General features: G+C 46.9%; 24 protein-coding genes. 10 read left to right on the top strand and 14 right to left on the bottom strand.

The genetic code is table 11. The features are described 5' to 3' along the window. The first annotated feature begins 3 nt into the window (after positions 1–3). The 10 genes from AB5Z01_RS09695 (at position 4) to hemL (ending at position 9,692) form a co-directional block, all read left to right on the top strand. Positions 4–573, top strand: a complete 570-nt coding sequence (locus AB5Z01_RS09695) for a restriction endonuclease subunit S (RefSeq protein ID WP_022287089.1) — start codon at positions 4–6, stop codon at positions 571–573. Positions 574–686: 113 nt separating this feature from the next. After that, positions 687–1,790: a leucine-rich repeat domain-containing protein gene (locus AB5Z01_RS09690; protein ID WP_287214845.1), complete on the top strand. Its 1,104-nt coding sequence runs from the start codon at positions 687–689 to the stop codon at positions 1,788–1,790. A gap of 79 nt (positions 1,791–1,869) precedes the next feature. Continuing rightward, complete coding sequence (locus AB5Z01_RS09685) at positions 1,870–2,790, top strand: LysR family transcriptional regulator (RefSeq protein WP_287214843.1); 921 nt, start codon at positions 1,870–1,872, stop codon at positions 2,788–2,790. A gap of 63 nt (positions 2,791–2,853) precedes the next feature. Then, positions 2,854–3,405, top strand: coding sequence for a DUF3877 family protein (locus tag AB5Z01_RS09680; protein ID WP_117927848.1), 552 nt, complete (start codon positions 2,854–2,856; stop codon positions 3,403–3,405). Further along, complete coding sequence (hemA, locus tag AB5Z01_RS09675) at positions 3,402–4,514, top strand: glutamyl-tRNA reductase (RefSeq protein WP_287214841.1); 1,113 nt, start codon at positions 3,402–3,404, stop codon at positions 4,512–4,514. The genes AB5Z01_RS09680 and hemA overlap by 4 nt, the downstream gene beginning before the upstream one ends. Before the next feature lie 2 nt (positions 4,515–4,516). After that, a complete protein-coding gene (locus AB5Z01_RS09670) occupies positions 4,517–5,137 on the top strand; it encodes a bifunctional precorrin-2 dehydrogenase/sirohydrochlorin ferrochelatase (protein ID WP_287214839.1) in 621 nt (206 codons plus the stop codon). Continuing rightward, positions 5,134–5,994 carry a hydroxymethylbilane synthase gene (hemC, locus tag AB5Z01_RS09665; protein ID WP_287214837.1) on the top strand — a complete coding sequence of 287 codons (861 nt, stop codon included), beginning with the start codon at positions 5,134–5,136 and terminating at the stop codon, positions 5,992–5,994. The genes AB5Z01_RS09670 and hemC overlap by 4 nt, the downstream gene beginning before the upstream one ends. Then, positions 5,991–7,451: a uroporphyrinogen-III C-methyltransferase gene (gene cobA / locus AB5Z01_RS09660; protein ID WP_287214836.1), complete on the top strand. Its 1,461-nt coding sequence runs from the start codon at positions 5,991–5,993 to the stop codon at positions 7,449–7,451. Before hemC ends, cobA begins: the two co-directional genes overlap by 4 nt. A 13-nt stretch (positions 7,452–7,464) precedes the next feature. Further along, complete coding sequence (gene hemB, locus AB5Z01_RS09655) at positions 7,465–8,433, top strand: porphobilinogen synthase (protein ID WP_287214834.1); 969 nt, start codon at positions 7,465–7,467, stop codon at positions 8,431–8,433. After that, entirely contained in the window at positions 8,433–9,692 is a 1,260-nt protein-coding gene (hemL, locus tag AB5Z01_RS09650) for a glutamate-1-semialdehyde 2,1-aminomutase (RefSeq protein WP_287214832.1), read from the top strand. The genes hemB and hemL overlap by 1 nt, the downstream gene beginning before the upstream one ends. A gap of 298 nt (positions 9,693–9,990) precedes the next feature. Here the strand turns inward: hemL and hypE are convergent, their stop codons facing one another. The 14 genes from hypE to AB5Z01_RS09580 all read right to left on the bottom strand — a co-directional run bounded on the left by hypE (position 9,991) and on the right by AB5Z01_RS09580 (position 24,290). Continuing rightward, entirely contained in the window at positions 9,991–10,998 is a 1,008-nt protein-coding gene (hypE, locus tag AB5Z01_RS09645) for a hydrogenase expression/formation protein HypE (RefSeq protein ID WP_038670360.1), read from the bottom strand. Between the two features lie 28 nt (positions 10,999–11,026). After that, positions 11,027–12,079 carry a hydrogenase formation protein HypD gene (gene hypD, locus AB5Z01_RS09640; protein ID WP_368365506.1) on the bottom strand — a complete coding sequence of 351 codons (1,053 nt, stop codon included), beginning with the start codon at positions 12,077–12,079 and terminating at the stop codon, positions 11,027–11,029. Next, positions 12,076–12,285: a HypC/HybG/HupF family hydrogenase formation chaperone gene (locus AB5Z01_RS09635; RefSeq protein ID WP_022287101.1), complete on the bottom strand. Its 210-nt coding sequence runs from the start codon at positions 12,283–12,285 to the stop codon at positions 12,076–12,078. The genes hypD and AB5Z01_RS09635 overlap by 4 nt, the downstream gene beginning before the upstream one ends. 282 nt (positions 12,286–12,567) lie before the next feature. Then, the gene (hypF, locus tag AB5Z01_RS09630) at positions 12,568–14,847 is read right to left on the bottom strand and encodes a carbamoyltransferase HypF (protein ID WP_368365505.1); all 2,280 of its coding nucleotides are present in this window, start codon (positions 14,845–14,847) and stop codon (positions 12,568–12,570) included. Further along, complete coding sequence (locus AB5Z01_RS09625) at positions 14,847–15,248, bottom strand: hypothetical protein (RefSeq protein WP_287214826.1); 402 nt, start codon at positions 15,246–15,248, stop codon at positions 14,847–14,849. The genes hypF and AB5Z01_RS09625 overlap by 1 nt, the downstream gene beginning before the upstream one ends. Beyond that, the gene (locus AB5Z01_RS09620; protein ID WP_368365504.1) at positions 15,245–16,312 is read right to left on the bottom strand and encodes a nitrogenase component 1; all 1,068 of its coding nucleotides are present in this window, start codon (positions 16,310–16,312) and stop codon (positions 15,245–15,247) included. The genes AB5Z01_RS09625 and AB5Z01_RS09620 overlap by 4 nt, the downstream gene beginning before the upstream one ends. Further along, positions 16,309–17,610, bottom strand: coding sequence for a nitrogenase component 1 (locus tag AB5Z01_RS09615; protein WP_368365503.1), 1,302 nt, complete (start codon positions 17,608–17,610; stop codon positions 16,309–16,311). The genes AB5Z01_RS09620 and AB5Z01_RS09615 overlap by 4 nt, the downstream gene beginning before the upstream one ends. Beyond that, positions 17,603–18,364: an AAA family ATPase gene (locus AB5Z01_RS09610; protein WP_368365502.1), complete on the bottom strand. Its 762-nt coding sequence runs from the start codon at positions 18,362–18,364 to the stop codon at positions 17,603–17,605. The genes AB5Z01_RS09615 and AB5Z01_RS09610 overlap by 8 nt, the downstream gene beginning before the upstream one ends. 33 nt (positions 18,365–18,397) lie before the next feature. Then, positions 18,398–19,516 (bottom strand): nitrogenase component 1, encoded by a 1,119-nt coding sequence (locus AB5Z01_RS09605; protein ID WP_368365501.1) that lies wholly within the window; start codon positions 19,514–19,516, stop codon positions 18,398–18,400. Further along, a complete protein-coding gene (locus tag AB5Z01_RS09600) occupies positions 19,513–20,805 on the bottom strand; it encodes a nitrogenase component 1 (RefSeq protein WP_287214820.1) in 1,293 nt (430 codons plus the stop codon). Before AB5Z01_RS09600 ends, AB5Z01_RS09605 begins: the two co-directional genes overlap by 4 nt. Next, positions 20,802–21,566, bottom strand: a complete 765-nt coding sequence (locus AB5Z01_RS09595; RefSeq protein ID WP_286961746.1) for a nitrogenase iron protein NifH — start codon at positions 21,564–21,566, stop codon at positions 20,802–20,804. Before AB5Z01_RS09595 ends, AB5Z01_RS09600 begins: the two co-directional genes overlap by 4 nt. Further along, entirely contained in the window at positions 21,566–22,606 is a 1,041-nt protein-coding gene (gene hydE, locus AB5Z01_RS09590) for a [FeFe] hydrogenase H-cluster radical SAM maturase HydE (protein ID WP_287214818.1), read from the bottom strand. The genes AB5Z01_RS09595 and hydE overlap by 1 nt, the downstream gene beginning before the upstream one ends. Then, complete coding sequence (gene hydF / locus AB5Z01_RS09585; protein ID WP_287214817.1) at positions 22,584–23,807, bottom strand: [FeFe] hydrogenase H-cluster maturation GTPase HydF; 1,224 nt, start codon at positions 23,805–23,807, stop codon at positions 22,584–22,586. The genes hydE and hydF overlap by 23 nt, the downstream gene beginning before the upstream one ends. Positions 23,808–24,044: 237 nt before the next feature. Then, complete coding sequence (locus AB5Z01_RS09580; protein ID WP_022287112.1) at positions 24,045–24,290, bottom strand: TM1266 family iron-only hydrogenase system putative regulator; 246 nt, start codon at positions 24,288–24,290, stop codon at positions 24,045–24,047. Positions 24,291–24,385 lie beyond the last annotated feature (95 nt).

The following is a 24,385-nucleotide window of genomic DNA, read 5'->3' as shown; positions in this document are numbered from 1 at the left end:
AAAATGAATGTAAATACAGTTAATTTCGGAGATATCATAAAAGAGATAAGCCATGGACTTATGGCGGAGAGCTACATTTCGGACAATGAGTTTACTAAGCCATGCGAATATCTAAGGCTTGTGGACATTGACGACGGCGTTATTGCGGAAAACTGCATTGAGATAGTTTATGACAGCAAGCGTTTTGAGAAATATGCCATAAAGGACGGAGATGTGATACTTTCTACCACGGACAAGAATTTCAAGGTGGTATGTGCAGGCGATATGGGGGACAGAAAGCTTCTTGTTTCACCCACGCTGATAAGGATAGGACTTGACAAGGAGAAGGCTGACCCTTACTATATTGCGGCTTATCTTTCATCGGCAGAGGGAAAGGCTATGCTTGACGGCTGTCGCAGCGGAAAGGTAGTAAGGATATTGCACACAAAGGGGTTGAAAGAGTGTGAGATACCTTTGCCGACTTTGGAGGAGCAGAGAGAGATCGGCGAAAAATACCGACATCGTCTTCATGAGATAAGACGGCTTAAAGCTGATATAGAGGGGCTTTATGAGGATATAGAGATGATGAGATAGAAACATAAGCGCATAACGTTGCAGTGTGTACGTTATGCGCTTTTTCATGTCCAATTTTATACCCACTGATATTTGTATAATGTGATAAGAATAAAAGGAAAGGTCTGATCACATTGAAAAGCAGAGAGTGGGAATACATATTTACAAAGAATGGAACGATAAAGCTTATGAAATATCATGGTGCGGAGACTGACGTTTCACTGCCTGCGTTCATCAACGGCACGGCGGTGACGGATATAAGCGTAAACACATTCGGTGACAGAAAGCTGAGGAGCCTGTATATTTCGGAAAACATTCAGTTTATAGAAAAGGGCTTTTTCAAATACAACTATATTTCAAAAGAAATAACGGCTTCAGCGAAAAGTGACAGATATTATTCTGCTGACGGAGTTCTTTACAACAGAGAACGCACTGTTCTTATAAGCTGTCCTAAAGAACGGGAGCAGGTCGAGATACTACCCATAACGCTGAAGATAGCCGACTATGCTTTTTACAAATGCCGTAGGCTAGAAAATGTTGTTATGCCAAGATGCCTGTGCGAGATAGGAGAATACGCATTTTATGAGAATGTGTCATTAATATCAGTAACGCTCCCTTGGGGCTTGACTTTTATGGGAGAGGGGTGTTTTTGCGGCTGTGAGAAGCTTGAAAGTATCGTTCTGCCTGCAAATGTGGAAGTGATAAATGACTATACTTTTGAAAACTGCGAAAGCCTTGTAAACGTTCAATTACCTGAAAGACTAAAGATCATTGGAAGCCATGCTTTTCATCAGTGTAAATGTCTTACGGATATGATCTTGCCACCTAGTCTTAGAGAAATAAGGGACTGTGCTTTTTACGATTGTCACAAGCTGAAAGAGATAGCTGTTCCAAACGAATGTATAAAGATAAGCGCAAATGCGTTTTTCTTCTGTGCAGAGCTGACAGTGTATTATCCTGAGAAAAGCAATTATTACATCATTGAAGCTGCAAGAGTGAGCTGTTCAAAAGAAAAATGCAGAAAGCTTTATCCAAAAAGAAAGTTCACCAAAAAGGAAGAAAAAGAAGCTTTCGTAAACGTTGACCCTAACCCTAGCTTTCAGCTTGCATACGATGTCAGCGACCAATACATCTACATTACGGACGTTTATGATAGTGACAAAGAGGTAAAAAAGCACATCAGAAAAAAGCTGTTTGGCAAAAGTGTGTTTATCAGCACAGAAGATATGGAAGAATAGGACAGCAATAGTTTATCTCCACTTGAAAATTTCATAAATACGCTATATAATAAGGATATATCTAAAAAGGGGTGGGGATATGACCTTACAGCAGCTTAAATATGTGGTGACTACGGCGGAGAAAGGTACTGTCAGCGAGGCGGCACAGTCGCTTTTTATTTCTCAGCCTAGTCTTACTAACGCTATCCGTGAGCTTGAAAAGGAAATGAATATCACTATATTCATACGCACAAACAAGGGCATAACGGTATCAAAAGAGGGTGAAGTCTTTTTGGGCTATGCAAGACAGGTGCTTGAACAGGCGAGCCTTCTTGAAGAAAAATACTGCGGAAAACAACACGGCAAAAGGCAGTTTTGCATATCCACTCAGCATTACTCCTTTGCGGTGAACGCTTTTGTTGACCTTATAAAAGAGTTTGGCGGAGATGAATATGATTTCAGCATTCGTGAGACGCAGACCCACGAGATAATCGAGGACGTGGCGAGAATGAAAAGCGAGCTTGGCATACTCTATCTCAACGATTTCAACGAGCCTGTGCTTTCAAAGGAAATAAAGTCCAAAGAGCTTAAATTCACGGAGCTTTTTTCGGCAAAGCCACACGTTTTTGTAGGATCTGCAAATCCGCTGGCGAAGAAAAAGTCTGTGACCCTTGACGACCTGCTCCCCTACCCTTATTTATCCTTTGAGCAGGGGGAATACAACTCTTTCTACTACTCGGAGGAGATACTAAGCACCATAAAGCGACCAAAGAATATCCGTGTCCGTGACCGTGCGACCCTTTTTAATCTTCTTATCGGTCTTAACGGCTACACCATTTGCAGCGGTGTTATTGACGAAAAGCTCAACGGCAGTGATATTGTAGCTGTTCCCCTTGAAGCGGAGGGGTCGATGCGCATTGGCATAGTTACTCACAAAAAGGTACTTTCTAATCCACTGACGGAATTTTATATCAATGCACTGAAAAAATATATAGGCGAGGAAACAAGGTTGACAACATGAGAAATATGTGATATTATAAAAGCATACAAAGCCTATAGGAATTATGTACAAAGGAGAATTTTCATGACAGAGCTTATAAAGCTTGAACAGAATATAACCGATACTATAAAAGAGTCGCAGATAAAGCTTGGGTTTACCCCTAATGCGGTGACGCTTTTTTATCCTCTTGACTCCCTCAACGCCATAACAGGGGGCGAGCTTACGGCTGAGGAAATGATAAAAGCCATAGACGAATACAAAAGCGAGATACTTTCATGCAAGGCTTCGCTTGCTCAGGACGGCAGGATAGCTGTTACGGTATCAGAGGAGAGCGTGAGGGCTATCCACGAAAAGGTGGAGGCAAGCCCGTTTCTTGTGGAGTTTATCGGAGCGGTAAAAGAGGGGTGTTCTCTTGAAAGAGCGGCTGAGATATTCAGAAAGTACAATAAGAACGCTGTTATAACTGCTGCACCTGACGATGAATTTGACCTGCTTGCATACTTTCCAGACGGAGAGCCTGACGGCTGTAGATACTGTTTGCAGGACGACTTGGGCGGCATAACATATCACAGATTCACCAAGCTTGACTATGACGCACTTTATCCCGAAAAGTCAGGAGATAACACAGAAAAATGAAAAATTTCACCTGCATAAGCGTAAATCACAAGCTTTGCGGACAAGCCTTTCGCAGCCTTTTCACATTTGACAGCGCTCAGTGTGAAAAGCTGCTTTTTGACGTAAAGGACCTTTCACCTGTGCTTATTTGCACCTGCAACAGGACGGAGCTTTACTTTTGCGGAACACCTGAGGAGGGCATAAGGCTTCTTTGCGAACAAAGCGGAGTGGAGATTGCAAAGCTCAAACGCAAGGTCATGATATTCACAGACAAGACGGCGGTAAAAAGGCTTTACAGCGTATCATGCGGTATAGAATCGGTGGTCATAGGCGAGGACGAGATACTTGGACAGGTTCGCCGTGCATATGATCTTTCAAGGGAGCGCATTGGGCTTTCCTCTGAGGTGAACATGATCTTTCAGGGGGCTATCGCTTGTGCGAAGAAAATAAAGACGGAAACGGAGCTTTCAAAGACTTCCGTTTCCACGGCTACTCTTGCGGCTAAGGAAGCGGCACATTATAAGGATAATGTCAGGGTGATGCTTCTTGGAGCTAGCGGAGAGATAGGCTCGCTGGTGCTTAAAAATCTTCTTTCATACAAGAACGTAACTGTGCTTGCAACGGCACGTTCCCACAGAAATGCACTGGAATATATTTCAGACGATCCTAAGCTTGAGCTTATACCATACGAAAAGAGATATGAGCGCATTGGCGAATGTGACTGCATAATTTCGGCGACTTCAAGCCCCCACTACACTGTTACGGCGGATATGCTCAGTGATAATGAAAACAAGCTTTTTATAGACCTTGCAGTGCCGAGAGATATTGACCCTGCAGTGGAAAAGCTTGCAGGAGCTAGGCTTATAGACATGGACTTTTTCACGGAGCTTGCCAAAGAAAACAATCTCAAAAAGCTTGACAGTGTGGAGAGGTCGAAGCTTATCATTGACGAGGAAACTGACGAGCTTGAAAAGCAACTTATGTTCCATGATTTTCTTCCGCATTTTGAGGGGCTTGACAGAAGACTTTGCGAGGTTTCGGCGAAAGAGCTGTTTTTCAAGCTAAAATCGGAGCTTGATTCACAGACTTTCGGCAAGGTTATAGAAGTAATAAAAGAATACGGAGAATGACAATGCCATACTTTCCTTTTTTTGCGAATATTGAGAATATGCCATGCCTTGTGGTGGGCGGCGGACAGGTAGCTTTGAGAAAGATCGAAAAGCTTCTTGACTTTTCGCCTATAATAAAGGTGGTGGCATCAAAAGCTTGCGGTGAGATAAGAGAACTTGCAGACGGGGGCATGATAACACTTTTTGAGCGTGCTTTTAAGGACAGCGACATAGCCGGCAGTACATTTGTGATAACTGCCACAGGGGACAGCGGTGTAAACAGGCACATTTCACAGCTTTGCAGGCAAAGGCACATTCCATGCAACGCAGTTGATGACCCTGAGAGCTGTACGTTCTTCTTCCCTGCCATTGTTACAGAGGGGGACGTGTGCATTGGCATTTCAACAGGCGGAAAAAGCCCTACCCTTGCTTCTCACCTGAGGAAGTCTATACAGTCCCAAACTGAGGGCAGGCTTGGGGATATATGCAATGTCATGGGAAAAGCCCGTGACTATGCCCTTGAAAATATATCCACGGAGCAGGCTAGGAAAAAGGCTATGGCAGAGGCATTGAAAATATGCCTTGAAAGTGACGTGCTTCCAACAGAGGAACAGCTTATAGAGATGATAAAGGAGCGAAAATGAAACTGAGAGCAGGCACAAGAAAAAGTCCACTTGCAATGGCGCAGACTTATATGGTACTTGACATGATAAAGGCGGCTTTTCCTGAGTGTGATACCGAGATAGTCACCTTCACCACAAAGGGCGACAGACAGCTTGACAGACCTCTTGACAAGATAGGCGGCAAAGGTGTGTTCGTCACGGAGATAGAACAGGCTTTGCAAAGCGGTGAAATAGACTTTGCAGTACACAGTGCAAAGGACTTGCCTGTTACGCTGGGCGAGGGTCTGGAGATATCGGGAGTTTGCCCTCGTGGGAACTATCGTGATATGCTTGTGACCAAAAAAGGCGTTGCATTTAACGATTCTGATGTTTTCACTGTTGGCACAGGAAGTCAGCGCAGACGTGGGGGCTTTGCAAGGCTTTATCCTAACGCAAAGTTTGCTGATATAAGAGGCAATGTTGGTACACGCCTAAAAAAACTTTCTGATGGGCTTTATGACGGCATAATACTTTGTGCGGCAGGAACGGAGCGTTTGGGACTTTCCCTTTCGGAATACGAGGTAAAAGAGTTTGAACCTTGGGAGCTTTTGCCTGCACCTTGTCAGGCTATAATTGCAGTGGAATGTGCAAAGGAGAGCAAGGCGGCTGAGATAATTTCGCAGGTATCACACAAGGAAACTATGCTCAGGTTTGAAACCGAGCGTGAGGTGATAAGACTTCTGGGTGCGGACTGCACTGTGCCTGTGGGAGCATACAGCGAGATAAATGGGGAAAAGATATCTCTCACTGTTTCAGACGGCAAGGGGCATTTTGCTCAGGGCGAAAAAAAGATAGAAAAAAGATTTGAACTTGTTAAGGAGCTGACTGATAAGCTATGAGCGGCAGAGTTATAATAGCAGGGGCAGGCTGTGGAGATTATGACCTTATCACAATGAGAGGTTATGAGGCTCTGAAAAGCTGTGACGTGGTGATATATGACAGCCTTATAGACAGCCGTTTGCTTGACTTTTGCAAGGACGGTGCGGAGAAAATATGCGTTGGAAAGCGTGCAGGCAGACACAGCTCCACGCAGGAGGAGATAAACACGCTTCTTGTGGAAAAAGCCGCAGAGGGCGGTGTTGTTCTCAGGCTCAAGGGCGGCGACCCTTTTGTGTTCGGCAGAGGGGGCGAGGAGATAACTGCACTCAAAGCCGCAGGCATACCATACAGCCTTATACCGGGGGTGACTTCCTCGGTGGCAGTGCCTGAGCTTGCAGGTATACCGGTGAGCCACAGGGGACTTTCAAGGAGCTTTCATGTTATAACAGGTCACACTGCGAACGACCTGCTCCCTGAGCATTTTGAAAGCTATGCAAAATGCGGCGGAACGCTTATTTTTCTTATGGGGCTTAGAAATCTCCCTGAGATAGCAGGCAGGCTCATTGAAAACGGCATGGGCGAAAATACTCCTGCGGCGGTGATATCAAAGGGGGCTACCCCTGAGCAGAGGGCTGTAAAGGGCTGTCTTGGCGACATTGCTGAAAAGGTGAAGAGAGAGGATCTGCCTGCGCCTGCTGTGATAATAGTTGGAGAAACCGCCGGGCTTGATCTTTCGCCTACCTACCTGCCTCCATTGTATGGAGTTTCTGTAGCCGTCACTGCCACAAAGGGGCTTTCAAGGCGGCTTATAAAGTCGCTCAATGCCCTTGGGGCGTATGCTCACCGCTGTGGCGGATTTGAGCTTAGGGAGCTGAACGATGAGGTCACGGAAAAAGCTTTTTCACGGCTTTCAGAGGGCTTTTACAGCCACGTTGCTCTTACAAGTCCAAATGGTGCGGAGATATTTTTGAAAAGGCTTAGAGAAAGCCGTATTGACATAAGAAAGCTAAGCGGAGTGAAGATAGCTGTCATAGGCAAAGGCACCGGGGCGAAGCTTGAAAAGGCTGGGCTTTATGCAGACATAATGCCTGAAAAATTCAACAGCGTGGCTCTTGGAAATATGCTCTCGGACACTCTTACTTGTGAGGACAGGCTTCTTATAGTACGCTCTTCGGAGGGGTCAGCGGAGCTTGTTAAGCCATTGGCTGAAAAAGGGCTGAACTTTGATGATGTTCATATTTACGAGCCTGTTTACAGCACAGGCGAGAAGATAGATGATGACTACGCTGTGTTTGCCAGTGCAGGCGGAGTGAGGAGCTTTTTCCATGGTGGAGGAAGCTTATCAGAGAATACAAAGTGTATCTCCATAGGCGAAGTGACGGCGGCAGAGCTTAAAAAATACGGTATAAATGGCCCTCTGCTTCCAACGGAAAGCACGGCAGAGGGAATAATACAAAAGATACTTTCAGATAAGTGAGAGGAAGATAAAAATGCGAAGATTCAGAAGATTAAGGGCAAACCCAGCAATGAGAAGAATGGTTTGCGAAACAAGATTAAATGCGGCAGACTTTATCTACCCGATTTTTGTGGCAGAGGGCAATAACATCATGAAGCCTGTTGACTCTATGCCAACAGTTTATCAGTATTCTATCGACAATCTGGAGCAGATATTGCCGCAGATAGCAGACAGCGGTATATCGGGCTTGCTTATTTTCGGCATACCAGAGAAAAAGGACGAGCTTGCAACGGAGGCTTACAATGACAAGGGCGTTACACAGCAGGCAATAAGATACATCAAAGAGCATTATCCTGACCTACTTATTATTGCGGACGTTTGTCTTTGCGAATATACGAGCCATGGACACTGCGGAGTTGTAAAGGGCGACAAGATACTCAATGACAAGACGCTGCCGCTGCTTTGCAAAATGGCGGTGAGCCTTGCAAAGGCAGGTGCAGACATTATCGCACCTTCCGACATGATGGACGGCAGAGTTGCGGCGATAAGGGCTGCACTTGATGAAAACGCTCTCAGTGATATCCCAATAATGTCATACAGTGCGAAATTTGCGTCGGGATATTATTCGCCATTCCGTGACGCCGCAGAGTCTACGCCTTGTTTTGGTGACAGAAAGTCTTATCAGATGGACATTTGCAACGGACGTGAGGCTCTCCGTGAGATAGAGGACGATATCGAGGAGGGGGCTGACATGGTAATGGTGAAGCCTGCGCTTTGTTATCTTGATATCCTCAGAGCCGCCAGGGACAGATATGATCTGCCGATTGCGGCATACAATGTAAGCGGTGAGTTCTCTATGGTAAAAGCGGCGGCACAGCTTGGCTGGATAGACGAGAAGCGTATCGTTCTTGAAAATCTCACTGCTATAAAGCGTGCAGGTGCGGACATTATCATAACATACCATGCTCTTGACGCCGCAAAATGGATAAAGGAGGACAAGTAATGAATACTTCAAGGTCTGAACAGCTTTACAAAACTGCCTGCGGTTTTATGCCCGGTGGAGTGAACAGCCCTGTCAGAGCCTGCAAGGCGGTTGGCACTGTTCCGCTTTTTATCGACCATGCGAAAGGGTCAAGGATATGGGACGAGGACGGAAACGAGTTTATCGACTATGTATGCTCATGGGGGCCGAACGTTCTCGGTCACTGCTGTGAGCCTGTGATAAATGCTGTGAAAGCCGCCTGCGACAAGGGGCTTACGTTCGGTGCTTGCCACAAGGGCGAGATAACTTTGGCTGAGCTTATAAAAAAGCACTTTCCGTCTATGGAAATGCTCAGGCTCGTAAACTCAGGCACGGAAGCTGTCATGAGCGCAATAAGAGCCGCAAGAGGATATACTGGCAGGGACAAGATAATAAAATTCGAGGGCTGTTATCATGGTCACTCGGACGGATTGCTTGTAAAGGCAGGTTCTGGACTTATGACACAGGCTATCCCATCGGGTGCAGGAGTGACAGAGGGCTGCACAAAGGACACGCTTCTTGCGAAATACAATGACACTGCTTCTGTGGAAAAGCTTTTTGAGGAACACGGCAGGGAGATAGCCGCACTTATCGTTGAGCCATGCGCCGCAAACATGGGCGTTGTTCCGCCTGAAAAGGGCTTTCTTGAATTTCTCAGGGAGATAACGAAAAAGCACGGCACTGTGCTTATATTTGACGAAGTGATAACGGGATTCAGACTTTCAGAGGGGGGAGCTTCAAAATATTTCGGAGTTACCCCTGACATGACTACCCTTGGCAAGATAGTGGGCGGAGGAATGCCCCTTGCCTGCTATGGGGGAAAGCTTGAGATAATGCAGTGCGTTGCACCACTAGGCTCTGTTTATCAGGCAGGAACGCTGTCGGGAAACCCATGCGCAGTGGCGGCAGGAATAGAAACTATCAGGCAGATAGAAAGCATACCAAACTTCTATGAGGAGCTTGACAGAAAGTCGGCTATGATAGAGAATGCCATAAGAGAAAAGGGTCTGAACGTGAATCGCTGTGGCTCGCTTATGACGGTATTTTTCAATGACGAGAGAGTGAAAAGCTATGATGAGGCAAGGGCTTGCAACACGGAAAGCTACGGCAGATACTACCGTCATATGCTTCAAAGCGGCATTTACACTGCACCGTCGCAATTCGAGGCGATGTTCGTTTCCTATGCTCACAGTGACGAGGATATAGCAAAGACTATTGAGGCGATAGAGTCTTACAGATAACAAAACGGAACTGTTCAAATCAAGCTGAACAGTTCCGTTTTTTATATTCCATATATGTAGGGGCGAACAGTGTTCGCCCGTTTTGTTTGCCTGACAAACTCATGATATCCACGCAATTTTTGGCTCAATATTCCCAAATGCGGCTTTCAACATAAGTTTGCGAGAAAATCAGGCGGGCGAACGCTGTTCGCCCCTACGATGTAACAGTGCAAAAATTTATGGAAACCAGACGAACGCTAAACGGGACGTCGTATTTCTGCAAAGCAGAAATTGCGCTGCTCCCATACATTATTTGATATCAGCAAATTCTAGGGAGAAGCTCTCCGCCCGGCTGTGGAAGAAGGGTCTGTGAGCCTATCTCAGTTTTCATTACAACTCTGCCTGCGTTATCCTCTGTGACCTCGCCTATGACAGCGGCGTTCTCTGAGTTTTTGCACTTTCTCAGGGCAGAAACGATATCCTCCGCTTTATCCTTTGGTGCGAATATAACAAGTCTGCCCTCGCAGGCAAGATACAATGGCTCTAGTCCTAACATTCCGCACACGCCTTTCACCTCGTCTGCCACCGGTATTTTCTCAGCGTCAAGGGTTATTCCCACACCGCTTTGACCTGCTATCTCGTAAAGAACAGTGCCAACGCCGCCTCTTGTTGCATCACGGATAACGTGGATATCGTTTGTAACGTCGAACATTGCTTTTACGTTTGCCCAGAGGGGGGCACAATCGCTTGTTACGTCTGCCTCTATGCCGAACTCGTCACGAGCTAAAAGTATGGTACAGCCGTGTCTGCCGATATCCCCTGACACTATAACGGCGTCGCCTGCTTTGGCAAGCTTGCCTGAGGTGTTGGCGTTGTCCATTATTCTGCCTATGCCCGTAGTGGTAATGAAAACGCCGTCTACCTGACCTTTTCCTGCCACCTTTGTGTCACCTGCACATATCTCGACACCTGCTTCCTTGGCGGTCTTTGCCATGGCGGCGGCTATCTCCTCAAGCTTATCCATTGGAAAGCCCTCTTCGATAACGAAAGCACAGGAGAGATACAAAGGCTTTGCGCCCATGCAGGAAAGGTCGTTCACAGTGCCGCAAATACTTAGCTTGCCGATATTTCCTCCTGCGAATTCGTATGGGGAAACTATAAAGCCGTCTGTGGTGAATGCTATCTTGCCCTTTTCCATGGAAAGCACGGCGGCATCGTCGGCGGTCAGGTCAGGGTTAGCGAAATGCTCCTTGAAAACACGGTCGATAAGTTCGGAAGTCTGCTTTCCTCCTGCGCCGTGGGCAAGGGTAACAAATTTATCTGTCATAATTATTCCTCTTTTCGGATAGTTTATTTTACAAATTGCCATACTGATAATATGCCGAGCAAGCGCCCTCATTTGACACCATGCACGCACCTATAGGGTGCAGCGGTGTGCAGACCTTGCCGAAAACTTTACAGTCTGAGGGCTTGCACTTGCCCTGCAAAACATCTCCACAGCGGCAGGCTGGGTTTGGCTTGCCTGTTATTTTCGGCAGGGAGAATTTTTTTCGTGCGTCAAAGTCGGCATACTCGTCACGGAGTATCATGCCTGACATTGGGATAATACCAAGTCCACGCCACTCGCTGTCGCAGGGGGTCATGACCTTTTCCATAAGCTTTATGGCGGCTGGGTTGCCCTCGGGCTTTACTACTCTAGGATAGCAGTTTCTGAAAAACGGCTCGCCACGCTGAGAAAGTTCTATGGTAACAGCAAGAGCCGTAAGAAGTTCAGCCGCCGTGAAGCCCGTAACAACGCCTGAAACGCCCTTTTTCACAAGCTCCTCGCACACGGCTGTGCCTGTGATAGCGTTGACATGGCCGGGGTACAAAAATGCGTCTGCGCTTCCCTCCAAAGCCTTATAAGCATTTGGCATGGTCTTGTTTGCACCAAGAATAGAAAAGTTTTCAAGCCCCAGCTTTTTCGCTTTTTCTACTGCAAGGCAGGCTGATGGGGTGGTGGTCTCAAAGCCAACGGCGAGAAATACCACCTGCTCATCTCTATGGCTTTCGGCATATGAAACTGCGTCAAGGGGGGAATAAACTGTCTTTATGGTCGCACCCTTTGACCTTGCTCCTGCAAGACTCATTTCTGTACCTGGTACTCTTATAAGGTCGCCGAAAGTGCATATCACCGCACCTTTTTCAAGGGCGAGCATACAAGCCTCGTCGATAAAGCCAATGGGGGTAACGCACACAGGACAGCCAGGACCTGAGATAAGCTCAACGCTCTCAGGAAGGAGCTTTCTTATGCCAAGCCTGAAAATCTCGTGGGTGTGAGTGCCGCAGACCTCCATTATGCGAAGCTTTTTGCCGTCATCACGTTTGTAGGAGCTTATTATCTCCTTTGCATTTTCTATAGTGTTCATTGGATACTCTCCATTATCTCGTCAGTTTCTTCGCTATCGTCAGAGGTTATCTTTGCGATAGCCACCCCTGCGTGTACCATGACATAATCCCCTACCTCGAGATCGTCGATAAGGTCAGCAGATACCTCTCTTTTTGCACCGCTTGCGTCAATAACAGCAGTGCCCTCGTTTACACTTACTACCTTTGCAGATAAACCTACACACATATCAATACCTCCAAAAAAATTTAATCTATATCACAAAATCAGAAATGAGATACACAGGCGACCAAAGATCGCCCCAGCTTATTGAAAAAGTTCGACAAAAGCGGGACGTCGAGGGCGCCGTCCCCTACAATTGGCGTAAATACGCTATTTATATGTAGGGGCGAACAGCGTTCGCCTGTTATTTTTGTATTTTTCAACAGTCTCAGGCGACCAAAGGTCGCCCCTACAGAATAAGAAAATCATCGCCGCTAGGCGATACCTTAATTCCTCATTCCTCACTCCTCATTCCTCATTCAGATAAAACGCTTGTCCCAAAGCTATACCACCGTCATTGGCAGGCACAAGGCTGTGGATAAGCACTCTAAGTCCCATTTTTTCAAGGCGGCACTTCACCATTTTAAGCAGAAGCTTGTTCTGAAAAACTCCCCCGCTCAAGGCACAGACCTTTACGCCTGTTCTCTCGCTTATGGTCCTGCACGCCTGTGCGGTCATGTCCGCAAGAAGCGAGTGAAACTCATAGGCAAGGCGGTTTTTGTCCTCACCATTTTGCATACCCTGGCAAAGACGCTTGATAAGAGCCTGAGTGCAGAGCATTATCCTGTCCTCTTTTTCGGCAGTGAGCTTTTCCATAGGCTCGTAAATACTGAAAGGCTCACGGCTGAATTTTTCTGCCGCAAACTGCAGCGCCATGGAAGCTTCGCCCTCAAAGGTAGAAGAACGCCTTATGCCAAGCACTGCTGAGGCAGCGTCAAAAAGCCGTCCTGCGCTTGTGGAGCTTACTGCGTTTACTTTTTTCTCTGCCATTACGAACAGAAGCTTGTACTCTTTCGCTGTACAAATGCCAAGCTTTTCACAGATCTCTCCGCCCCTTTCCCCATAGGCTGAGCCTGCTATCATTGCGGCGATACGCCAGCCCTCTTTAGAGGAAAGATCGCCGCCCACCTGCATGAAGGGCTTTATGCTTCCCATGCGTTCAAAGCCTGTGCGGTCGCAGAGAAGTATCTCTCCTCCCCATATGGTGCCGTCTGTGCCAAAGCCTGTGCCGTCATATGATACACCTATGACCTTTTCGCTATAGTCGTTTTCTGCCATGCAGGATAGGATATGAGCATAGTGGTGCTGGATTTTTTTCAGAGGCAGGTCAATCCCCTCGGCAAATGCAACTGTATTGTATTTGGGGTGCATATCGCAGACTACGTTTTGCGGTGTTGCTTCCAGAAGTTCGCACATACGCTTCACTGACTCCTCAAGCGCCTTTACGGTGCGGATATCAGCCATATCGCCAACGTAGGAAGAGAGATAGTAAAGGCTTCCCTTTCTGATACAGAAAGTATTTTTAAGCTCACCGCCTATGGCAAGGGTCTGACCTTTATCACTGCACGATGTCATAACAGGCAATGGTGCATATCCTCTTGAACGCCTTATTATGTAAGGCTTGCCCTCAAATGTATCCATGACAGTATCGTCTGAGCGTATCAAGATACGTCTGTTGTGGGATAATATCAGGTCACAGAAGCCCGCTATTTCGCTGAGTGCGTCCTCGTCGCTTCGACATATAGGTGCGCCACGGACGTTTCCGCTGGTCATAACAAGGCGGTCGGTCATTTCCACGCCGTCATCGTAATCAAAAAGAAGCAGGTGCAAAGGGGCATAGGGGAGCATTACTCCCACTGTGGGATTATCGGGTGCAACGCTTTCGCAAAGGCTTCCGCTAGTTTTTTTATCAAGAAGCACGATAGGCTTTTGCCAGCCTGTGAGAAGCTTTTCCTGCACTTCGCCAAAATCGCACTCACGCCTTGCGGCAGAAATATCCTTCAGCATAACGGCAAATGGTTTTGCAGGGCGGTTTTTAAGCTCTCTGAGCCTTTTCACTGCGCTCTCGTTTTTTGCGTCACAGCAAAGGTGAAAACCGCCTATGCCTTTGACAGCGATTATCTTCCCTGCCATGACGGCTTCTCTTGCGGCTGTGATAGCCTCAGCGCCTTTCTTTTCACTGCCTATGATATAGACCTCCGGACCGCATTTGTTACAGCACACAGGCTGGGCGTCATAACGCCTTGTGGCAGGGTCGGTGTATTCCTCCTCGCAGTCTTTGCACATTGGAAAGTCAGCCATTGTTGTACGCTCTCTGTCATAGGGCATAGAGTCCATAATAGTGAGCCTTGGACCGCACTGAGTACAGTTTATAAAAGGGTGGTGGTATCTTCTGTTTGTTTTGTCGAAAAGCTCTTCCTTGCATTTTTCGCACACTGCAATGTCAGGGGATACGAAAATATCCCCTTTTTCCTTTTCGCTGTCGATTATCTCAAAGCTGTCAAAAGGCGGTTCGTCGGCATGGGCGGAAATTATCTCCATTATCACCGAACGCTCAGGGGGACGGCTTTCAAGGGCTTTTTTCAAGTCCTCCACAGCCTTTTCACTGCCCTGTGCGTGTATCTCAACATAAGAGCCTTTGTTTGCCACAGTGCCGCAAAGTCCAAGGTCTGACGCTTCACGGCTAACAAAAGGTCGGAAACCCACGCCCTGAACGATACCATAAACACGAATCATCTCAGTTTTCATCAGATAAGCTCCCTGACGGTGTCCTTTATCTCGTCCTCTGCTTCACTGCTGAGAACGTCTATAAGCACGTTCTCAAACTCCTCACCGTCCTGACCCTCATCTATGGCGGCATTTCTGAGCCTGCCTAACATTCTCACGGTATGCACTGTAGGTCTGCGACGAACGGAGTCCATGAGAATATTCTCATAACCTCTGCCGTAAAACTGCTCCATATATCTCACCACGGCACTTGTCATGCTTATATCAGCCATGGGGTGTCTTTCCAGAAATCTAAGCAAAGGCAAAACTGCGTTTATGCCCTCACCGCTTTCGTCAAGCTCCTCCATGCAGTTTTCGGCTTCATATTCAAACTCCTCTGAGCCGAGATATTCTTCAAGACGCTCTATAATTTCTTCTGTCATATCTTTTCACTCTCTCCCTGCAAAAGTCTGCCTGAAAGTCCGAAATGCGGAAAGTCTATAAACTCGCCGCTGAAATTTTTCATAACACGTCTGAGGGTCTTGTCTGCAATAACAACGTCATAGTTATCACCAACATTGTCGCAAAGGTCGCTTTCGTCTGCAAGGAAAAAATCACTCTGCTGTGAAAGCTCCTTTTTCTGCATAAAAAACGTTGCCGATGTGCAATGACACTTGCCGCTTTTTTCTGTGATAAGCTTTCTCACAGCGTCAGCCGCTGTTTGGTTATGTATCACAAGGACGTTTTTATCCGCAAAGTTATCAGCTTTTTGCACTATCTCCTCAGGCAGACAGCTTCGTGGATATTCTATCTCATAAGGCGTACCGAACTTTTCTTTGAGATACTCCGCCGCCTTTATTGCAGCTGATGAGCAGACTATATTTTTCTCCGCCGCAGCTGCATTTTTCACATCATCAAGGGTGCTTCCCATGCCGTAGCATATAACATTCTCCCAACCCTTTGCCTTATATTCCGCCACTATCTTCTCGGGGCTTATGATACTAAGCTCCAAAGGCGTTGCACCTATAATGCCAAGCCTGCCTTTCTGAACAGGCTTGCTCTCAGTGGCAAAGGTCTTGAAAAGCTCTATCCACACCGGCTCTGAGCCACTGTCATAATAATTCGTGCCTGTACACTCGGCTGTTATGCAAGGAAGTCCTGTTTTCTTCTCTGCCATACGTTTCAACGCTCTCATATCTGTTGCGATGACAGCAGGCACAGGTGTGCCTATTATGGCGGTGAAAGCAGGTGATATCTGCTCACAGGCTTTGGATAGCTTTTCGATGAGCCTGTCGTCACGTCCTAAAATTGCGTCCATATCACGAAGCCCCGCGCTGAAAACTGCGCTCTTTTTGGTAAACCACCTTGGCTCGTCAAAGCCACAGACGTTGCCTGCACAGCCGCCTGCGTCGCATATTACCATTAGTCCTCCAAGCTCATAGAGCACTGCCGCCGCACCTGATTGGTCAGGGGCAAAGGGTGACAAAAGCTTCAAAAAATTTTTCATTTATCCTCCGCTCCTTTCCAATCAAGCACCTTTTCAAGGTCGCAAAACAGCTTTTTTACACCTGCATAGCCGAAAGGCTGTATCTCGTCATTGAAGTCTGCTCCTGCTATGTCTGGGTGATAATAGGCACAGTCCTTGCCGATATAAACGTTCACCCTCTCGTCAGGCTCATAAAAGAGCATTGTTGGTGAGAGATTTGAATATATTTTTGTTTCAGGGGAGAGCTGTGCTATCTTTTTCACAAAGCCGAAATTTCGCTCCCCCACAGTGCCGAATATCTCCGCCACCTGAAAGCCGTATCTTATAAGAGCCAATGCCATTTCTATAGGGTCGCAGTTTGAAAACTCGCCCACTGCAAAGCACAGCCCTTTATGCTTTTCTCTGAAATCATCTATAAGAGCCATGATCTGCTCATAATACTCTTTATCGCAAAGCTCCGCTCCTATCGCCTGACCCAGCAGACGATACTGCGTAGATATCTTGTCAGCCTGAAAAACTCTCGCAAGCTCTATAAAAGGTATGTTAAGCTCCTGCTCCATTTGCTGGGCGGCATATCTTGCTTCCGCATTGAGTACAAGAGAAAAATTTGCCTGCGACATTTTTTCATATTCCTCGAAGGTATCGCACCTTGAAAGCTCCCTTATGGTCTTTACGCCTGCACTTTTCAGCAGGCTGTAAAGCTCGCAATCCTCCTGCAAGGGTGAGAAATAACCGAGGATATTCACCTCGTCAGACTTTCTCTTGCGTGGTTTCAGCAGTGAATACACCGATTTTCGCACTGAAGCCATAGGGGGCAGACGCTTTTCTCTTGTGAGGGCATACATATAGCATGGCACTACAGGCACGCCTGCTCGGTCGCTGCATTTTCTGCACACTCTGTCCATATCAGTACCTAAGAGAGCGTCAACGCAGGTTATACATATCATCACCGCTGAAGGAGTGTAATCAAGGCTTTGACATACATCCTCCACAGCTTTTGGTATCTTTGTAAGGTGCCTGCCTGTGACGATATCGGTATCGTCAAGAAGCAGGTAGAAAAATCTGTCGCCGTAGCCGCTTTCCGCACTGAGCATGGTGGTGTTTCGTCCACAGCAGGCAGGAGCCACAAGAAGCATAACCGAATTTGGCACTGCAAGTCCTGCTCTTTTTACACCAAAGCCCTGCGCTCCCGGTGAATTGAACGCCAATGTTGCAGGGGAGCTGTAGATAAGGTGCTTTGCCGAAAGAAGCTCGTCAGGGATATTATCTTTTCCCTTTTGGGCAAGCTCCGCCGCTGTTATGTAAAACGCTTTAGTCATTGTTGTCCTCCTGCATAAGGGTCTGTGCAAGCTTCAAAAAGCATTTTGCCGCCTGACAATCAGGCTCGGCCTCTATGACGGTCATGCCCTTATCCTCACAGCTGATGATATCATCGCTTCTTGGAATATCCGCAACGATATCAAGCCCTGCTCTTTCTGCAAAGGCTCTGACCTTTTCTTCCTCGCCCTCAACGTTTCGCCTGTTCATGACGATACCACGGACTTTTGCATAGCTTCTGTCGGCAAAGTTTTTCACCGCACTGTTTATATTATTTGCGGCATACAATGCCATTTTCTCGCCTGAGGTGACGATAAGCACCTTTGAAGCGTAGCCCTCCCTGATAGGTGCGGCGAAACCTCCGCACACAACGTCTCCGAGAACGTCATAGAGCACAACGTCAGGCTTATATTTTTCAAAAAGCTTTAAGTCTTCAAGCAGGCTGAACGTGGTGATTATACCTCTGCCTGCACAGCCAAGTCCGGGGGTAGGACCGCCTGTTTCTATACAAAGCACTCCACCATAGCCCTCTTTTGATATCTCCTCTATGCTCTCAGGCTCATCGTCATGCTCTCTGAGATAATTCATCACAGGCATAACAGGCTCGCCCCCAAGAAGATTTATGGTAGAGTCAGCCTTAGGGTCACAGCCTATTTGTATAACTCTTTTCCCAAGACTTGCAAATGCGGCGGCAAGGTTTCCCGTAACTGTGGATTTTCCTATTCCGCCCTTTCCGTAAACGGCTATTTTTATCATAAAAGTATCCGTGCGAAAGCACGTTCCTCCTTTTTATAGGTTAAGTATTTTGCTTACATCTTTATCTATCAGATCGGGGATATCTTTAAGAAAACATCTTCCCGAAAAAGCAACATGTGGCAGTGAAACAAATCTTGCCCCTTTGCATATAGGTCTGAAAAGCGGGTCTGCTATGACGGCCTTATGCTGTGAAAAAAGCTTTTCAAGCTCTGCTTCTTCCTCACAGAAAATGTCCGTCCCTGACAGCACCTCGCTGTTTCTTATGCCAACTGTCGCCACAGTTTTTGCGCCAAGTTCAGCCCCAAGGGAAGAAGCAAAAACGCTTTCCCCTGCAACTATCATATGAGCATTCTCTACAGCTTTTTCACCGCAGGAATTTATACAAACGCCCTCTGACACTGCTCTTTTCAGGTCAGCGGAAAGCTTTTTGGAAAAGCTTTTCCCCACAGGCACGCCCACAACATATGGCACTCCATAGGTATCAAAAAGATACTTTGCCGCAGATATCCCGTCTGAGGATATAACAAGGCTTACAGCCGCCTGTGGGGCGGTAGAGATCTCATCAAGACTGCTGTCCATAGCAAAACAGCTTTGCACTGAAAAGCCGTTATCCAAAAGCCACTTTTTTATAGAGCTTGCGCTGGTGTTCACTGAAAAGTCAAGAGGCGTTGCACCAATAATATTCACTGAATTTGCCTGCTTTTCTTTTCCCTCACGGCAGAAAAGCTTTGCAATATTAAGGAAAGCTCCCTCTGCTCCTTGAAGATAGGAATGAGTGCCGTTGGTATCAACGAAAAATGTGGTCAGACCTGTTTCACGCTCTATCTCCTCGGCGGCTGAACTGTAGTCAAAGCCTGTCATTGCAGGCATTGGCGAACCGCAAATGGCTATGAATTTAGGTGAAAGCTCACCTGCCGCTTTTGCCACATCACGAATGAACTTGCCGTCATTGCCCATAACGGAGTCCGCTTCTGTTAGTGCAGAAATATATATCATGCTTTTGCGGTCATACCAACGAGGTTCATCGTGTGTAGCATAGGTGGAGTTACAGCCCGAAGCGTCATGGACGACGGTCATTCCACCAAGCTCATAAAGCGCCGAGCATACTCCCGAAGTATCCGCCGCATATATGGATATCACTTTTGCATTCATAGACAGCTTTCACACCCCCAGCCCTTATGTTGTATCACCTTACGTCTGTCCTTTTTGTTTACTGCTCCCTCAGCCATAAGCTCTGCAAGCCTTTTTATGCCCTCGAAGCCGTATCCCCCGCCCCCTGCGACTATATCAACAAAGTTATCGGTCTGGCAGAAAAAAGCCGCTTTCTGACCTACTGCAAGATATTTTTCTTTGCACTGTGAAAACTCCATTTTCACATTCACAGTAGGGAGAATTTCAAGGTCGTGGCAATGGGCTTTCAGCCACTCAAAATCTGCCCTTTCCTCCTCTGAAAAGCTGTCGGCATAGCAACGCTTCACATTGAAGCCTTTCTCTGCAAGAAGTCTGCAAAAGCCAAGGGGCCTTGGCAGAGCGGTATAATCCACGGCTATAGGCAAATCCCCTACTACCTCAAGGGCATTTGCAAGAGCCTTGTCGGCGGCTTCTCTGTCAGCAGAAAAGTCAGGTGTTTTCACACCAAGCTGGGTGCAAAGCCTGCTGTAATTTTCCTCTATCTCATCATAGCCATAGCACAAGGGCAGATACAAATGCTTTGTGCCAAGTCGCTTTTCAAGTTCCTCTCCTGAGGGCTTTGCCGTGGGGATATAGGTGATATTCAAAGAGCTTTCCGCCATGGAGAGATACTCCTCATAGGTCTTGCACTTTGTTATGTCAAGAAGCTCAAAGCCTGCTGAGTTTATTATTTTTACAAGCTCGGAGGCTTCGTCCGTGGCTCTGTCACAGCCTATTATAGCCGCCGTTTTAGGCTTCTTTTCGCACTTTTCAAGTGGTTCGTAAAGCTGTTTTCTCATAAGGCTGTCGGGAGAGATAGACTTTCTCATGGTTGGCGTCATGTAGCAATCTATAAAATGCACCTGCGGAAACAATGTCGAAAGTCCGTCTATTATCATTTTGAAGTCACAGCCTGCAAAAAGGTGAACACAGCTTAGAAAAATCAAAACGCATTTTGGCTTTTCCTCAAGCCTGTTTATTATATCCCTCACTCCGTCTATAACGTCCTGCTCCATTGTGCCGTCATACAGATCCTGCTCAGAAACAGTCACCCATGACATTCTGTCCATGGCGTTCATCTCTGCCGCCGTCAGTATAACGCCCCTTAAACAGCCCTGTGCGCAGACAAATATCTGCCGTGACTCAGGGATAAGCATACCGGTATGAACGATATTCCACACGCCCCTTGTGGGTGGATTATATTCAAGACCGCTTTCAAAAGGCGCAGGAAAAGCCGCCTTCGTTATATTTATGCCGCTCTCTTTTATCATTTTTCTTCTCCCATACCGCAAAGCTCGGCTATCTTATCCGCCAATGCTTTATACTGCTCTGCCGCAGTGCTGTCAGGAAAAGCTTCCATGACAGTTTTGCGCATATCCTCAGCTTCGCTCACAAGGTCGCTTCGGTCTATCTCGGCTATCACAGAGCTGTGAAAATCAGCCGCAAGCTCTGCCGCTTTTTCCTCCTCGTTTTTTACGTTGCGTTTATTAAGGATAAAACCGCCAAGAGAAGCATATCCACGGCTTTTGAAATTTTCCACCGCCATTGCGATGTTTGCGGCGGCATATACAGACATACTCTCGCCTGATGTGATGATAAACACCTTATCGGCATAGCCCTTTCGCATTGGCATTGAAAAACCTCCGCACACCACGTCTCCGAGAACGTCATAGATAACAACGTCAGGCTGATATTTTTCATATGCGCCCTTTTTTTCAAGCTCCTCCAAAGCGGCGATTATACCTCTGCCTGCACAGCCAAGTCCCGGCACTGGACCGCCTGCTTCAACGCACACAACACCGTTATAGCCTACCCTTACCATATCTTCAAGGTCAAAGCTTTCGCCTTTTCGCACAAGGTCAAGAACGGTGGGTATCCTCTCTCCCCCATGGAGAAATATGGTGGAGTCAGCCTTTGGGTCACAGCCTATCTGCATGACTTTCAGCCCTTTTTGTGCAAGTGCAGCACTGACATTTGATGCCGCCGTTGACTTTCCTATTCCGCCTTTTCCGTAAAAAGCAAGCTTTATCATTATCTGTGATCTCCTCTTGATATCTTTATTTTATAGCCTATGGACTCCATTCGTCTTTCAAGGCAAGCCCTGCACTGTGCTGACTCGTCACCTGTGCATATCTTGTTGTCATAGAGCATATATTTTTTTCTCACTGCCACAGGGGACAGATTCGGCATTATAACGTTCGCACCTGACAGCACTCCTTGTTCTCTCCCTTTTGGGTTTATAGTACCAAGGGCTGTGGTGGCAGGCAAAAGAACGTCGGGGAGCATTATCCTGCAAATGCTCAGCAGAAAGAGAGTAAGCTCATATGAGCCTTGTGGACAGTTTCTGAAAGGCGTGTCTTTATGTGGGAGAAAAGGTCCAATGCCTATCATTTCGGGCTTGAAACCGCACATAAACTCCATATCCTCAGCAAGGCACTCCGCCGTCTGGAACGGTGAGCCTATCATCATTCCACAGCCTGTCTGATAGCCTATCTCTTTAAGATCTGAAAGACACTCCATTCGGTTTTTCCAAGACATTTCGGCCGGGTGGAGCTTTTTGTAATGCTCCTCGTCGGCGGTTTCGTGCCTGAGAAGATATCTGTCAGCACCTGCATTGAAAAGGGCTTCATAGTCCTCACGGCTTTTCTCACCTAGGGATAATGTTACCGCACAATCAGGGTGGCGTTTTTTTATCTCGCTGACGATACCACAGAGCATTTCTCTGTCATAGAAAGCGTCCTCCCCACTTTGAAGCACAAAGGTACGGAAGCCATAGCCGTAGCCCTCGTCACAGCACTGCAAGATCTCCTCGGCGGTGAGCCTGTATCTGCTCACGTTGCCGTTTGAGCGCCTTATTCCGCAGTAAAGGCAATCGTTTTTGCAGATGTTTGAAAACTCCACTATGCCCCTTATGTAAATATCCCTGCCGAACATTTCCTGCGAAATGCCCCTTGCAAGCTCTGCGGCATAGGCTCTGTCGCTCTCGTCATATTCTTTTATAAGCTTCACCCACTCTCCATGGGAAAGCTTTTTCTCGCAGTTTAGTTTATCAATAAGTTCTCTGACCGCCATTGTGATCTTCAAGCTCCTTTACAAGATGTGGGAACACACCTATGCTCCTTTTCAGTATGCCTTTCATGTAGGCAATTGCAATGCCGTAATTTGTGAACGGCACGCCTGCGTCACAAGCACATTTCATTCTGTAGGTAAGCTCTTTTGAGCCTAGCATACAGCCGCCACAGTGTATGCAAAGCGCAAAGTCTGAAAGCTCCTCTGGAAAGCCGTGACCTGATGACAGCACTATCTCAAGATTCTTGCCTGTGTATTCTTTCAGCCAGTTTGGAAGCTTCACAGAGCCTATATCACCGCACTGTCTGTGATGTGTACAGCCCTCTGAAATAAGCACCTTGTCACCGTCTTTAAGATCGTCGATAGCTTTAACGCCCTTTACTGCGGCGTCAAGAAAGCCCTTATATCTAGCCATAAGGATAGAAAACGAGGTGAGAGGGATATCCTCGGGAGTATCCTTTGAAACTCTTGCGAAAGCCTGACTATCCGTTATAACAAGTGCAGGCTTCTCTATCCTGCCAAGCACTCCTGAAAGCTCAGTTTCTCTTACCACCACTGCACAGGCGTTTGCTTCAAGAACATCTCTTATGGCCTGCTGTTGTGGCAGGATAAGCCTGCCCTTTGGTGCGGCGCTGTCGATAGGGGTGACAAGCACCACCATATCGTCAGGCTTTATAAGGTCGCCCACAAGCTTCATTGTCATGGTGTCTGTTTCAGTGAGCTTTGCAACGGCGTTTTTAAGCTCCTCTATGCCTGTTTTCTCTTTTGCGCTGACGTACACTGCGCCCTCCTCTTTTGGGATATCAGTGAGCAGGTCGGCTTTGTTTTTGGCTATAATAAAGGGTATGTTTTTCTCTTTGAATATTGAGATAAGCTGTTTTTCGCAGTCTCCAAGGGGCAAGGTGCAATCGGTAACAAGAACTGCGCAATCTGTTCTGTTTAAAATCTGCTTAGTTTTCTTCACACGAAGCTCTCCAAGCTCGCCCTCGTCGTCAAAGCCGGGGGTATCTATTATCACAACAGGGCCAAGGGGCAAAAGCTCCATTGCCTTTGTAACAGGGTCGGTGGTAGTGCCTTTCGTATCGGATACCACTGCAAGATCCTGATTTGTTACTGCATTCACAACGCTTGATTTTCCTGCGTTTCGTCTGCCGAAAAATCCTATATGTATACGTTCTCCGCTTGGTGCGTCATTAAGTCCCATTGCAAAAGCTCCTCTCAAAAAAAAATAAGCCATACCCCTATGGATACAGCTTTGATAACAAAAAAGGCTATGCTTGCTCATAAAAAACCTAATCCACGGGCGAACGCTGTTCGCCCCTACATGAGTAGAGATAGGGCTTTCTATCTGCTTTTTACTTTTTCTGCTTGATGTGTATTCTTTCGCCTTAAAGGAGAAAACTCGTTTTCGGCGTCAGGGTCACAAATATTTATTAGATTTTTACTGTGGCGAATAAAGGGTCTTGGCGGTCACTCCCTCAAGCCTGCCTATCTTGCCTGCAAGAGAATTTATAACGTCCTGAGGAGCGTCAACTGCCACGCTTATTATGTTCATGCCACGTTCTCGGTATGGCAGACCCATTCGTCCTATTATATACTCGGCATGCTCATGAAGAATTGCGTTTATCTCCTGCGCAGAGCCGTTATCGTGTGCGATTATTGCAAGTATTGCCACACGGGTATCCATAAAACACCCCCGTAATGTAAAAGTGTACTTTATCTTACTTTATGATAGCACGATTTGTTGGCGTTGTCAATTGGAAGTTATCTATTTGAATAAAA

This window comes from Ruminococcus sp. RTP21359st1_H3_RTP21359_211015 (assembly GCF_040909065.1).
Classification (GTDB): domain Bacteria; phylum Bacillota; class Clostridia; order Oscillospirales; family Ruminococcaceae; genus Hominimerdicola; species Hominimerdicola aceti.
Note: the sequence above shows the minus strand (reverse complement) of the source record. Positions and strands in the feature narration are given on the sequence as shown.